11 protein-coding genes are annotated in these 14,853 nt (G+C 33.9%); 6 read left to right on the top strand and 5 right to left on the bottom strand.

The genetic code is table 11. From position 1 onward, the window contains the following. The first annotated feature begins 17 nt into the window (after window positions 1-17). On the top strand, window positions 18-965 hold the full coding sequence (locus ES675_RS11095) for a phosphoribosylaminoimidazolesuccinocarboxamide synthase (RefSeq protein WP_066253271.1): 948 nt from the start codon (window positions 18-20) through the stop codon (window positions 963-965). A gap of 64 nt (window positions 966-1,029) precedes the next feature. On the opposite strand, the gene ES675_RS11090 is transcribed toward ES675_RS11095, so the two are convergent. After that, a complete protein-coding gene (locus ES675_RS11090) occupies window positions 1,030-1,857 on the bottom strand; it encodes an RHS repeat domain-containing protein (protein WP_148367449.1) in 828 nt (275 codons plus the stop codon). 71 nt (window positions 1,858-1,928) lie between these two features. Further along, window positions 1,929-2,456, bottom strand: a complete 528-nt coding sequence (locus ES675_RS11085; RefSeq protein WP_066253278.1) for a DUF4833 domain-containing protein — start codon at window positions 2,454-2,456, stop codon at window positions 1,929-1,931. Between the two features lie 205 nt (window positions 2,457-2,661). Here ES675_RS11085 and ES675_RS11080 point away from each other — a divergent pair, with 205 nt between their 5' ends. Beyond that, window positions 2,662-4,035, top strand: a complete 1,374-nt coding sequence (locus ES675_RS11080; protein WP_066253281.1) for an alanine/glycine:cation symporter family protein — start codon at window positions 2,662-2,664, stop codon at window positions 4,033-4,035. Between the two features lie 111 nt (window positions 4,036-4,146). Here the strand turns inward: ES675_RS11080 and ES675_RS11075 are convergent, their stop codons facing one another. Next, window positions 4,147-6,312, bottom strand: a complete 2,166-nt coding sequence (locus ES675_RS11075) for a DUF3857 domain-containing protein (protein ID WP_066253284.1) — start codon at window positions 6,310-6,312, stop codon at window positions 4,147-4,149. A 7-nt stretch (window positions 6,313-6,319) separates the two neighbouring features. Continuing rightward, window positions 6,320-8,239, bottom strand: coding sequence for a transglutaminase-like domain-containing protein (locus ES675_RS11070; protein WP_066253288.1), 1,920 nt, complete (start codon window positions 8,237-8,239; stop codon window positions 6,320-6,322). Between the two features lie 124 nt (window positions 8,240-8,363). On the opposite strand from ES675_RS11070, the gene acs reads away from it, so the two are divergent. The 4 genes from acs (at window position 8,364) to ES675_RS11050 (ending at window position 13,643) form a co-directional block, all read left to right on the top strand. Beyond that, entirely contained in the window at window positions 8,364-10,271 is a 1,908-nt protein-coding gene (gene acs / locus ES675_RS11065; protein WP_066253291.1) for an acetate--CoA ligase, read from the top strand. Window positions 10,272-10,326: 55 nt separating this feature from the next. Further along, entirely contained in the window at window positions 10,327-12,045 is a 1,719-nt protein-coding gene (locus tag ES675_RS11060; protein WP_082985948.1) for a serine hydrolase, read from the top strand. A 101-nt stretch (window positions 12,046-12,146) separates the two neighbouring features. After that, window positions 12,147-12,929 carry an NYN domain-containing protein gene (locus ES675_RS11055; RefSeq protein WP_066253296.1) on the top strand — a complete coding sequence of 261 codons (783 nt, stop codon included), beginning with the start codon at window positions 12,147-12,149 and terminating at the stop codon, window positions 12,927-12,929. A gap of 81 nt (window positions 12,930-13,010) precedes the next feature. Next, window positions 13,011-13,643 (top strand): MarC family NAAT transporter, encoded by a 633-nt coding sequence (locus ES675_RS11050; RefSeq protein ID WP_066253300.1) that lies wholly within the window; start codon window positions 13,011-13,013, stop codon window positions 13,641-13,643. On the opposite strand, the gene ES675_RS11045 is transcribed toward ES675_RS11050, so the two are convergent. Then, the gene (locus ES675_RS11045) at window positions 13,621-14,841 is read right to left on the bottom strand and encodes a multidrug effflux MFS transporter (protein ID WP_066253303.1); all 1,221 of its coding nucleotides are present in this window, start codon (window positions 14,839-14,841) and stop codon (window positions 13,621-13,623) included. The genes ES675_RS11050 and ES675_RS11045 overlap by 23 nt on opposite strands. Window positions 14,842-14,853: the final 12 nt, after the last annotated feature.

The raw sequence follows: 14,853 nt of genomic DNA, 5'->3' as shown, positions 1-14,853 counted from the left end.
ACAACAGGCTACTTCCCATGAATACCATAATAGATACCAATTTTAATTTTCCAGGACAAAAAAACCTTTATAAAGGTAAAGTTCGGGAGGTTTATAATATTAACAACGAGCAGTTGGTTATGGTTGCTACCGACAGATTAAGCGCTTTTGATGTGGTGATGCCGAAAGGGATTCCGTACAAAGGACAAATTCTGAATCAGATTGCGACCAAAATGATGAAAGCCACCGAAGATGTTGTTCCAAACTGGCTTATTGCCACACCAGATCCAAACGTAGCTGTTGGACATTTATGTACGCCTTTTAAAGTAGAAATGGTTATTCGTGGTTATATGTCCGGTCATGCAGCTCGTGAATATAAAGCTGGAAAACGTATGCTGTGTGGTGTTACTTTGCCAGAAGGCATGAAAGAAAACGACAAATTTCCAAACCCAATTATTACACCTGCAACCAAAGCAGAGATGGGAGATCATGATGAAGATATTTCACGCGAAGACATTCTGAAAAAAGGTATTGTTTCAGAAGCGGATTATATTGTTTTAGAAGATTACACCCGCAAATTATTTCAGCGTGGTTCAGAAATAGCAACTTCCAGAGGACTTATTTTGGTTGATACGAAATATGAATTTGGAAAAACACAAGATGGAAAAATTGTATTGATTGATGAAATTCACACGCCGGATTCCTCACGTTATTTTTATGCGGATGGCTATCAAGAACGTCAAGATAGAGGTGAAGCTCAAAAACAACTTTCCAAAGAATTTGTACGTCAGTGGCTTATTGCCAATAATTTTCAAGGATTAGAAGGACAAACTGTTCCGGACATGAGTGATGCATACATCCAATCTGTTAGCGAACGCTATATTGAGTTATATGAGAATATTACAGGAGAAGCCTTTGTAAAAGGTGATTTAACGGATATTCAAAATCGTATTAAAACGCATGTGGAAGATTATTTGAATAGATAATTTATGCATTTGATTTTTTTTTAATATCATATTTATATCTCTGTATCTGAATGCTACTAGAATTTTATTTTTTATATCTGAATTTATATTTTAAAATCATTTTCAAAACACCATTCTCAAAGTATCTTTTTTCAATGCAATTTCCATATTTGTCATATATAAAATCGGTTTGGTTATGACTTATCAATTTCGTTTTACCATCCAAAAAATTATATCTTTTAACCGCTATTTTATCACCTTTATCGTTGAAGGTTGTTTCGTAAAATTTTTTAAGCGAATTATCACTCCTATACCATTTACTTAAGATTTGATTCTTTTTTTTATCATAGAAGAATTCTATTCTTGATTTTTGTTCACCTGACTCAAGATAGGATGTTAGCTCTATTTCTTGCCAATCTTTATTATATTTAAACATACTACTATCAAAGAAGATACTATCATTTTTTACCATGATTGATTTACTCATTCTTTTTTTTTGGTCATAAACGGTATTTGTTACCATCTTGCTATTTTCTCTGATATTCTCTTTTTTTATTATTTGCCCCTGTTTATTATAATAATAATTTAATTGGTATGATTTTTTATTGGTGTTGTTGAATGATGCTACTTCCGTTAGGTTTCCAAATTTATCATAGGTAAAAAGGCGGTATTTAGTGCTTGGTCCGTCCGCTTTAAATGATGTTGTTTTTAGTAATCTACCTTTTCTGTCATAATAAGAGATACTTTTTGAAGATGCTCTGATAGTTTTTATACTGTCCACAGTGCTTACTATATAATATTGTAATTCAACCTCCTTAGGCTTATTAGCATACCCTTCAAAAGGGGTCAAATATTTCAAATTTGAGCAGCTGCTAAAAATTAAAAATAGGATTATAAAATATTGAGTTTTCATTAATGGAATTTGAGATAAAAATTGATTGTAATTGGGTTCTTATTAGAATATTCACAATTTATTTTGTGAAATTAGTCCATTAAAACCTTTTCCATAGCAGGTTTTCCAGAATAAAAATCTGTGCCATAAAATAAAACATAATCGGCTTTAGCATTGATAGAAAACAAACCAGCTTTAAGTTGAATAAACATCTTTTCTAAATATATTTTATGCTCGTTAATGGTAACAAACATTTTAGCGACATCATTTTTGGTAACTTGAAGATGGAAGTCTAGCTTATCTGATGCAGCCAATTGAAACGTAAACAAATTGTTTTGATCATCTAAACGTATTAATCCATAGGCTCTGCTTTTCTGTAAATAAGTCAGTGGCCTTTTTATACCATTTTCAGTATAAATAATGCGGTACTCTTTAATAGGTTCTAATTGATTAATTACGCTCCCATTTAAATTTGCATCATAAACATAAGTATTATGGTTGTTGCTATGTTGTATATAGAACAAACGTGTTTCTGTCTTTTCAGGTTCTGGATATCCAGTTTGTGCCAAACTGATAAAAGAGTTAAAACATATGATATATAGTGAAAAGACGAATTTCATTTTAATTAATTTTTAATCTGGGTCGTTAATAAAAGCAAGCTTTTGTTTTCTTTAAAAAATGCGTAAAAATATTCTAATTATTGAACTCCAAAGTTAACTTTTAATAGATAGAATCCGAAGAAACAAGCAGCTTGAATGGTTTAAACTTTTAAATATACCTAAATATTGTAATGACTTTGTTACTTTTATGACTACAAATTAATTTATGGAACAACTCAATCAATACATTTCTGATTTCGCCTCGTTTGCTTGGGGTTTGCCATTACTTATTTTGCTTATTGGTGGTGGATTTTACTTGCTAATTTTGTCCAGATTCTTGCCGTTTCGATTTTTTGGACATGCCATTAACGTGTTGCGTGGAAAATATGATAATCCAGATGATCCCGGTGAAATTACGCATTTTCAAGCTTTAACAACAGCCTTATCTTCTACTATAGGTATGGGGAATATTGCAGGCGTAGCCGTTGCTATTTCCATTGGTGGTCCAGGTGCTGTTTTTTGGATGTGGGTGAGTGCCGTTATTGGGATGTCTACTAAATTCTTTACATCCACATTAGCCATTATGTATCGTGGCAGAGATAGTGCTGGCGATTTGCAAGGTGGTCCCATGTATTTTATTACCGAAGGTTTAGGTAAATCATGGAAACCATTAGCTGTATTCTTTAGTGTTTGTGGTCTAGTTGGTGCGTTACCCGTTTTTAATGTGAATCAATTAACCCAAGCCATTAATGATATTTTATTGCGTCCTAATGGTGTGGAAGTTGGTTTTACCTCTAATTTAGCAGTTGGTATTGTTTTAGTCATTATCACTTCCATTGTTATTTTAGGTGGATTGAATAGGATTAGTAAAACGGCTTCCAAACTCGTGCCTGCTATGGTATTACTATATTTTGTTTCGGTTGTTATTATTCTGATAGTAAATTTTGAGGAAGTACCTAAATATTTTAGCCTCATATTCACCGATGCTTTTAGTGCCAGCTTTTATAAGGGCGACACCTTTTTAGGTGGTGTTATTGGGGGTTTAATGCTACTCGGTATTCGTCGTGGTGCGTTTTCTAATGAAGCGGGAATTGGTACTGCACCAATGGCTCATGGAGCAGCAAAAACTTCTGAACCCGTTCGTGAAGGTTTGGTTGCCATGCTTGGACCAGCTATTGACACCTTGGTGGTTTGTACGTTAACGGCTTTAGCCATTTTGGTAACAGGTGTTTGGCAAACAACCGATGCTAATGGTGTGAGTTTAACAGCGTCTGCCTTTGGAAATGCCATGCCAGGATTTGGTAAATACTTGCTATTAATTTGTATTGCCGTTTTTAGTATTTCATCGCTATTTTCATATTCCTACTATGGTAGTAAATGTTTGTCATTTTTGATTGGAGCCGATAAAAAACATTACTATAATTACATGTATATCGTGAGTATTCTTTTAGGAGCAACCACGTCACTTAGTATGATGATTAACTTAATTGATGGCTTTTTTGCACTCATGGCTTTCCCAACCATGTTTACAACGCTTATGCTAGCGCCACGCGTGGTTAAAGAAATAAAAGCTTATAAATTACGGACTTTTAATAAATAAAAAAGCTGTCTGAACGTTTAGATAATTCTCGTCAAATTGAAACCAATTCAGTTTGACGATTTATAGTATCTTTTTTCAGACAGCTTTTAAAATTTATACGATTAAGAATTATTAATCTTTCTTCAATAAGATTTTTTCATTGGTAAATTGAAACGCTTCATCTAGAAACGCCATCATTAATGGCCAATCGGCATGGTCTTCATAATTGTTTTTGTATTGTTTTGTAGAGGTGATAATTAACTGATTACCCGACATTGATGCGGTACTGATAAAAGCGCCAGTTTTGTTATCAACCGATTTGTTTAATTTATCCAAACCAGAAACCGAATACCCTTCAGGAATATTTAGTGTTATGTTGTAATTATAACTTCGTGGATAGTTCATGTGCACATTTTCAGTACGCTTGCGTTCTTCATCAGATAAATCCACTTGACCACCAATTAATTTACCAACTTCCAAAATGTAATTAGGCCCTGCTTTTTTAATGAGTGCATCTGAAATAATGAAGCTTTCATCATAAATAAAGTACGTGTCAAATCCATAACGCCCCGTTTCTTTAATGGCATAAGTATAGTCTGAAACCTCTGGAATATCCAATTCAGCTTCTATATTTTTCTTTAAACTTTCAGATTGTTTCTCACGAAGTTTTTCAACTAATGCAGCAAGTTCTTTACTTGTTTTTTCGCGTGTTTTTTTATTTCTTATTTTATCAATAAAAAGTTCTGTTCCATATTTCTGGTAATCCTCATCTACATAATCTTTAAAAATAAGCTTGTCATATTGATGATCTTCTTTTTCGTAACCCTTATATTTATTAACACCTTGATACTTAAATCCTGAAATATCATCGTTTAAAGTAACTGTAATGTCTTTAAAGGATTCATTATCGTTGTACGTTGATTGCGGTAATTTTCCGGTTGAAATTTCATCCAATCGTTTTTTGCTTGCCGATAATTTATACACATCAGTACCTTCTAATAAATGATGAAATTGATTGGCATCCGAATGAATCTTGAAAGCTTCTAAATAAACAGGTATTTCCGTGTTTACTTTGATAATAACGTTCGTGTTTCTTTCTAGTAGCAAATCGTCTAAATGACCATCATAGCGTTTTTTACCAACTATAACGTCGTAATCATAATCAGATTCATATAAAAAAGCCATAAAATGCCGTATAAACGATTTCTCATTTGAAAATAAATACGGAACCGTTCTGGTGGTAATAAATGGTGAGGCCAAAATGTTCGCTTCACCAACAATAATACCATCTACATATTGCGTTAGAAAATGATGGCGCGCAAAATAATAAACAGCCATTACCTTTTCGCGCTCGCTTGTAAAGTCGTTTTCTTTTACAAAACGCTCTATAGAACCTAAATCGCCATATGGTGTGTATTTCTCATAAAAGTCTAAAATTTCTTCCTTTGAAACTGTCTTTTTTATGATTTCCTCTTTCTCTGGTAAAAAAGCTAATGCACGATCTTCAAACTTTCCGGATCTAGCAAAATACACTTGGAATTTATAACATGGTAATTCTACTAAAGGATAAAACCAACGCTCATATTTATGTTTATCAATGTCTTTTTCAATCAATTCATACCGTCTCATATTATTCTTTTCGGTGGGAATTTCTTTTAGTTCTGGAGCGCCATTATAGGAGTTGAAATTTATAAAAAAGTCATTTTCAGTTTCAAAAGAAAGCTTGTAATCCATTATGGGATATTCTTCACTTAATGTCTGTTCAACAGGATTAAAACCAAACGCCTCAATAGATTTAAACGGCTCAATACTATAATAGAAATAGTCAATTATATCACCAATTTCCAAATTAGCCATCGCTACTTTTGTTTCACCATCAACTTCTACCGCTTCTTTTTCAATATCAATAATGGTTTCTGTGGCATCGGGCTTAATAATTTTAATACCTACAATAACATTGGATGGATTGTAAACATAAACGCCTTTTGATGAGTTGAAACGTTTTTGATAGGTGAAGGTTGAAAATTCGGTAACAGATGCTTGGTCTAATAACTTAATACGTTTGCGAATTGATGATTTATATTCCACACGTTTACCAAACTTATGAAAATCATAATTTTCATTCTTATAGATAATTACAGCCGATTCGTTTTCCCATTTTTTAGGAATATCAACCGTGTTTTTAAAGGTGTCATTTTCTCCCCAAAAAAATCTTTGGGCTTCCTTTTCTAGTTTAGATTGCCCAAAAAACAGGGTAGTGCACGCAAATGTGCATAGTAGGAGTAATTTTATTTTCATGCGCTTTTTATTGTTTGGTTAGGGTGATTTGTTCGTTGTAAACTGAATTAAGATTTTTTATGAAATCATTCCATTCATTAAAACTTGTTTTTTTAATTACGCTATCGGTGATTTCAAAATCCTTTTTATATATAATGGTATTATTCGTTTTTGTAAAGGAGACTTTTAAATTGTAATTATCATTGGAAATAGCAATATCCTTTGGAAGGCTTCCAATTTTATAACCGTCAGGAATTTTTAAGGTGGTTGTAGATTCTAAATGCTTTTTATAATCGAAAACATAATCGGTTTTACGCTTTTCAAAATTATAACCTGATAATTCTTTCTCTAAATCCAAATCAATATACATGGTATCATCAAAGGAAGAAACCGCATTATTAATAGTAATGTTGTAATCAATATTTACAGGAATCTCTCTGTCTGTTAAATTAGATGTCGTTATATCTTCTACTTTAATATTTGAATCGCCTCCATCCAAATACCACATTAAAAAGGTGTCTTTTTTATCAGTTTGCAGTTGACTTAAATACTGTAATAATCCCGAGCGACTTTCGCCATTGTAGGTTTTGGAAACGGTTCCACTTAATTGTTCGTTTTCAAGGGATAAATTATAATTAACGGTCTCTTTATTGAAATTGGCGGCCGCTTTCGGTACGATGTTTAAAATGAATTCATCACCATTTTCAATTAATACTTGTTTGCCCTGAATTCTGTTTGCGTATTCTTTGTAAGCGTTGAATTTTTCGGTTCCATCTAAATACGTTGGTTCCCCATCATTATAAATGGTGCAAATCATGTGGTTGTCTACAGATAGGCTTGGTGTTGAATAATCATAAGCAATTCGGTTAGTACCAATCCATGTTAATCGTGCGTCAAAACCAGCCTCAATTAGCATTTGTTTGGTCAGGTTTGCCATCCCTTTACAGTCACCATAACGTTTTTTGAAAACACTAGAAGCTTCATCAGGTTTAAAACCAGCAATTCCGTCCACAAAGGCGATGTAGCGAATATTATCTTGGACCCAATAGTAGATGTTTTTTATTTTTTCTTCGTCCGTTGCTGCATCTTGGGTTAATTCAACCACTTTCTCCTGTAAATCCGTATTGTCATTTTCTAAACTATTTACCAATGTTTTATACCAATTGTATAAATCTTGAGTAGATTCGAAGATGTTTGTTTTTACAGCATCTATAGTAAATGATTTTGCTAAAATTAAAATATGCGGATAAATGTAGGATGGTCCAGGCGCACTGCTATCATCAAACATAGCTGGTACGTTTTCTATTATAAACGTATGGATTTTACCATCAGTATCCTCATTCGCTTTTACTGATTTTTGAATTGGAAAGCCGTCAAAATTCATTTCTTTTAATTCTAAATCTAACCAATTTGGAATAGCAATAGTAAACGTTTTTTTTACAGCTGGATAATCATCATTAAAATACAAACTGGTAAAATATTTAATGTCTTTGTAGCGCTTAACAGTCTCAATTTGATATTTATAGCCTTTAAGTGGGAAATCTAAATTCGTATATTTTACGCGTGCATCATTATGAAATAAATCGTCACTTTTCATAGCTTCATCTTTAATGTAAAAATCAGCATCACGATCCGTTTTATATTTGATTTCAAAAGATTCAATTTCCGACTCGCCATTATAAAAACTATACACTTGAATGTCTGCTCGAGAATCTAAACTGATGAGTTTTTTGGTAATAGTTTCCAGGACCTCCACCTTTTCTGTTTTCTTGTTGAACTCAAATGTAATGTGATAATTCTCACTTTCAGAAGCTACGTGATCATCCGGATAGGTTTCTTTAAGCGTTTCGGCAAGTTGTATTTCTTTAGGCGTTGGTTCTGTCTTTTTTTGAGCAAATGAAAATATAGTAAACGTAAAAACGAGTAGGAGCGTGAGGTGATTTTTCAAGATTTCAGGAAGTTTAGATTGCTAATATAAAAATTAATGTAAAAAATCTATACACTTTTTTAATAACGTTTTTTTTTGATTGTTTTCGGCTTTGTCCTATCTTTTCATCATAATTATAATTCACATGAGTAACTACCATATTAAACATTTAGAAGAGTACTATCAAATTTATAGAAAATCCATTCGTGAGCCCGAGAATTTCTGGGAGGAAATTGCTGAAGAGCATTTTTTATGGCGAAAAAAATGGGACAACGTTTTAAGTTGGGATTTTTCAAAACCAGAAATAAAATGGTTTGAAGGTGCCGAATTAAATATTACCGAAAACTGTTTAGATAGGCATTTAGCTACTCGAGGCGATAAAACGGCCATTCTTTTTGAACCGAATAATCCAGATGAGCCAGCAGAACATATTACATACCAACAATTGTATGAGCGCGTAAACCAAATGGCGAATGTACTTAAAGATCAAGGCATTAAAAAAGGCGATCGCGTATGTATTTATGTACCCATGATTCCAGAATTGGCGGTTGCCATTTTAGCTTGTGCTAGAATTGGTGCCATTCATTCTGTGGTATTTGCAGGTTTTTCTTCAAAAGCAGTATCTACACGAATCAATGATTCGGATTGTAAATTAGTAATAACAGCAGATGGCTCTTATCGTGGTGCCAAAACCATCGACTTAAAAGGTATTGTAGATGAAGCTTTGGAAAGTTGCGATGGTGTAAAATCCGTTTTAGTGGTAAAACGCATACATTCAGAAATTACCATGAAGGCAGGTCGGGATTTTTGGTTGCAGCCTTTACTTGATAAAGCATCTAAAGACGGACAAGCAGAAATTATGAAAGCTGAAGACCCTTTGTTTATTTTATATACGTCTGGTTCCACCGGAAAACCCAAAGGCATGGTACATACCACAGCTGGATATATGGTTTATACGGCATACACGTTTAAAAATGTGTTTCAATATAAGGAGGATGATGTGTATTGGTGTACCGCTGATATTGGCTGGATTACAGGCCATAGCTATATAGTTTACGGCCCGCTTTGTAATGGTGCAACGACTGTTATGTTTGAAGGTGTACCGAGTTATCCGGATTTTGGACGCTTTTGGGATATTATTCAGAAGCATAAAATTAATCAGTTTTATACAGCGCCAACAGCTATACGCGCGTTAGCAAAACAAGGAACAGAATTAATAGAGCCGTATGACTTATCGTCTTTAAAAGTTTTAGGTTCCGTTGGCGAACCTATTAATGAAGAAGCTTGGCATTGGTATAATGATAATGTTGGAAAACGAAAAAGTCCAATTATCGATTCGTGGTGGCAAACCGAAACAGGTGGTATCATGATTACACCACTTCCGTATGTAACACCAACCAAACCAACCTACGCAACTTTACCATTTATAGGTGTTCAACCGTGTATTATGGATGAAAACGGGGACGAATTAAAAGGCAATCAAGTGGATGGCAGATTGTGTATTAAATTTCCGTGGCCAAGTATTGCCCGAACGATTTGGGGAGATCATCAGCGTTATAAAGATACGTATTTTTCCACCTATAAAAACATGTATTTTACGGGAGATGGCGCACTTCGTGATGAAGTTGGTTACTACCGAATTACTGGTCGTGTGGACGATGTCATTATCGTATCTGGACACAATTTAGGAACAGCACCCATTGAAGATGCTATTAACGAACATCCAGCAGTTTCTGAATCCGCCATTGTTGGTTTCCCACATGATATTAAAGGAAATGCGTTGTATGGCTATGTGACGTTGAAGGAATCTGGTGAAAGTCGGGATCATACTAATTTACGAAACGAAATCAACCAAATTATAACCGAACATATTGGACCCATTGCCAAACTAGATAAAATTCAGTTTACTGAAGGTTTGCCAAAAACACGATCTGGAAAAATTATGCGACGTATTCTTCGGAAAATAGCCGAAAAAGACACCTCTAATTTGGGTGATATTAGTACGTTACTGAATCCAGAATGTGTGCAGGATATTATTGATGAGGCGCTTTAATTTGTAACACTTCATAAAAATAATCGTCCTATAATTAAATATAACCATCCATATCATGAAAAAATACATCATATTATTCTTTGCAGTTTGTTTGAGTCTTACCACTTTTTCGCAAGCGCAACTTATTTCGCAAGAGGTTAAAAATCATATTCAAGCACGTGTAGAAAGCGGTGTGAATGTTGGCATAGTCGTCGGTATGATTGATGGTGAAACCATTGAATACTATAGTTTTGGTACGACAGCTGCAAAATCAGGCAAACCAGTTGATGAACATTCCGTTTTTGAAATTGGTTCTATTTCCAAAGTATTTACAACCACTTTATTGGCAGATGAAGTTTTAAAAGGCCATATGGCTTTAACGGATCTAGCCTCTAAATATTTACCTAAATCCGTAACATTACCAACCCGAAATGGTAAAGAAATCACGTTAAATGATTTAGCAACACATACATCAGCTTTGCCAAGAATGCCAGATAATTTCAACCCGAAAGATCCTTTAAATCCGTATGTGGATTATACACCAACAATGATGTATGCGTTTTTAAACCAGCTGGAATTGACCAGAGATATTGGTGTAAAATATGAGTATTCTAATTTAGGTATGGGATTGTTAGGCCATATTTTAGAATTGCATACAGGAAAAACCTATGAAACTTTAATCAAAGAGCGTATTACAACATCTTGTGGTATGCCAAACACAGCATTAAAGCTATCTGATAATATGCGGAACCATTTAGCTTATGGACATAGTGAAGGCGTTCAAGTTTCTAATTGGGATTTTGATGTCATAGCTTCCGCAGGCGGCATTCGTTCCACGGCTATTGATATGATTTCGTTTTTAAAAGCCAATTTAGAAATTTCTAAAACACCCATCAACCCGGCTATGCAATTGGCACATCAGGAAGCTTTTTCTAATGCTGATAGCACATTTAATATTGGTTTAGGCTGGCATCATGAAAAAAAAGGGAATGTAACGTGGCATAACGGAAGAACAGGTGGTTACACATCATTTTCAGGGTTTGTTCAAGGGACAAAGAAAGGGGTTGTTGTGTTGACTAATGCTACCGAAAACATAAATGCTTTAGGCTTTCATTTATTGGGAAGTCCGACGCCTTTAGTGAACCCGAAACCGTCTATTGTCATGTTACTGAAAAAAGAAATTTCAAAGAATGGTGTAGATTCGGCTATTGCCTTATATCATCAAACTAAAAAGGCTACACCAAATGATTATGTCTTTAATGAATCCGAATTGAATCGTTTAGGGTATGAGTATTTAAATGTTGATAAAAACGCAATAGCTTTTAAACTATTTCAATTAAATGCGAACACATTTCCAGAGTCATCCAATGTATTTGACTCTTTAGCCGAAGTTTATTTAAAACAAGGTGATTCTGCGTTAGCAAGTTCAAATTATAAAAAATCATTGAAGCTAAATCCCGCAAACGAAAATGCGAAAGTTGTTTTAAAATCAATAGGTGTTGATGTTAGTGACATTGTTTCAGATATGGAGGTTTCGGAAGCTGTTTTAGAAACCTATTTAGGCGCATATCAATTGGCGCCAGATTTTATTATAACGGTAACACGTGATGGCACACAACTTTTAGCACAAGCCACAGGACAGCCGCAGTTTCAATTGTTTCCATCCGCAGAACATAAATTTTATTTAAAAGTAGTAGATGCTCAAGTTACTTTTCATGTAACTAATGAAGGTGTTGTGGAAAGTTTAACGCTTCATCAAAACGGGCAAAATATACCAGGAAATAAAATAGAGTAATAGGTCTTGTTAATTGTTCTTGCTGAAATAAGCAATCAAAAAACTGGGTTTTAAATGGCAGTTTGTTAACTTTACGAAATACCGACTAACTAAAATATATAATGGAAATTAAACTAGCAGTGTTAATTGATGGTGACAATATACCATCCGCTTACGTAAAAGAAATGATGGAAGAAATTGCCAAATATGGCAATCCAACGATTAAACGTATTTATGGCGATTGGACCAAACCTCATTTAGCAAAATGGAAAAACATGTTACTTGAAAATGCCATTACACCTATTCAGCAATACGGATATACAACTGGAAAAAATGCAACCGATAGCGCCATGATTATTGACGCTATGGACATTTTATACAGTGAAAAAGTAAACGGTTTCTGTTTGGTTTCTAGTGATAGCGATTTTACGCGATTAGCAACCAGACTGCGTGAAGCTGGAATGAAAGTATATGGTATTGGAGAAAAGAAAACACCAAAACCTTTTATTGTTGCTTGTGATAAATTTATTTATATTGAAATTTTAAAGCAAGCTTCTAGTGATACGGATTCTGACACCGATCCAGAAGATGAAAAGAAATCTACCAAAGATTCCTACGATAAAATTACACCAAAAGTTATTCGGTTAATCTCACAAACCATCGAAGATCTAGCTGATGATGATGGTTGGGCTTTTTTAGGTGATGTTGGAAGTTTATTGCAGAAAAAACAACCAAACTTTGATTCGCGTAATTACGGTTTCGCCAAACTAACACCATTAATTAGTTCTATTGATGATTTTGAAATTGATAAACGTGAAAGCGGTAATGGTCGCTTTAAATTAGTGTATGTTCGGATTGATGAAAAGAAACCGAAAAAACATACACGTCGTAAAAGATCCGATTAAATTTAACAATTTTCATATCATAGGTTAAAATTCGCGTAACCTTAAACTTGATAAAAAGCAGTGAATTTGTAGTAAAAAACTATGGATTTATTTTTAATCAGTTTTGGAGCGTTATTTTCCATCATGAACCCACTCGGCACTGTTCCTGTGTTTGTTGGTTTAACTCAAGAAAGTACCAAACGTCAGCGTGCATTAACGGCATTTTGGACAGCGTTTAATGTGTTAATTATATTATTACTGTCTTTTTTTGCAGGTAAATATATTCTGTCCTTTTTCGGTATTAGTTTAAATGCCTTAAAAATTGCAGGCGGACTCATTATTGCGTCTTCAGGATTTGCATTGTTAACGGGCAAATTCAAAGAACATAAAGGTATGAAACGTGATAAAGTTCAAAAAGATATTCACTCACGTGATGCTATTTCTTTAACACCTTTGGCTATTCCAATGTTAGCGGGTCCAGGGACTATTTCTTTATTGATTACGTTTAATCAGGAATACCAAACTGTTTTACAAATCTGTATTATATTAATCGCGATTTTAGTAACAACGATCAGTATTTACCTGATTTTAAAATCATCACATCTCATCGTGAAATTTTTAGGAGCATCTGGAATCAATGCTTTGTCACGCGTTATCGGATTTATTGTAATTGCTATTGGTGTCGAGTATATTATTTCATCAGTTGTTGATATTATTGAGTCAATTCAGTTTTAATTGGTTTTTTAACCGAAAGAAATAATACAACAGATAGAATGCCACAGATTGAAAAGCCTATAAACAAAGGCAACACACTTTCAGTTACAAAACCACCTATAAAACTAGCTATAGGAACAGCCATGATGGTGCTAAAAAAGCCGTTAATTGCTGCTCCAACACCAGCAATATGACCAACAGGCTCCATGGCTAATGATCGTAGATTTCCAAATAAAAACCCGATAGCTGTAAATTGCAACGCAAAAAATATCACCAATATAGATAAGTCTGGATTTACGCCTGAAGAAAATATAATAACATACAAAACGGATATAATTGAAAAGCAAACTGCAGCTGTGAAGGCAATACGTCTCATTCCAAAACGAATTACCAACGTGCTATTAATAAATGTGGAAAACCCAACAGAAATGGCTAAACTGGCAAAAATGTAAGGGAACAATTCTGCTAAATTATATTGGTGTTCAAATATTTGTTGTGATGTGCTTAAATACACCATAAAAGAACCCGTAATTAAACCGGATATTACTGTATAGGCAACGGCATCTTTATGCCTGTAAAACTCTTTGGCACCTGCAATAAAAAGTTGTGGTGTTAATTTGGTTCGCTTTTCTTTGGTGTGTGTTTCTGGTTGTTTTTTCCAAAACCAAAACATTACAACAATTCCAAATATTAAATTGACATAAAAAATAGAATGCCAATCATAAAACGTAATTAGAAACTGACCTAAAGTTGGCGCAATTACAGGAACTAAAATAAAAATCATAACTACGAATGACATCACTTTGGCCATATAATCACCGCTATAAGAATCCCGAACCATAGCAATACTAATGGTTCTGGGCGCAGCTAATCCAACACCTTGAAGAATTCTACCTAAAATCAAAATTTCAAAACTTCCCGTTGTAACACATAAAATACTAGCAAATACAAATAGTAGAAATCCAACATAAATAATGGATTTTCTCCCAAAACTATCAGAAAGAGGGCCAAAAATAAGTTGACCAAAACCCAAGCCCAAAAAAATCATGGTAACTAAAAGTTGGTTTTTTGAAACATCAGTTACACCAAAATCAGATGCAATGTCTGGTAAAGCTGGAAGAAGTGCATCAATTGAAAGTGCTACAATAGCCATTAATGATGCCATTAATGCAATAAATTCAATATTAACTTTTTCTATATTTGGTTTTGTATTTTGCATCCTGCAAAAGTA

This window comes from Algorimicrobium algoritergicola, assembly GCF_008086165.1.
Taxonomy (GTDB): domain Bacteria; phylum Bacteroidota; class Bacteroidia; order Flavobacteriales; family Flavobacteriaceae; genus Algorimicrobium; species Algorimicrobium algoritergicola.
This window is presented reverse-complemented; position numbering and strand designations above follow the sequence as displayed.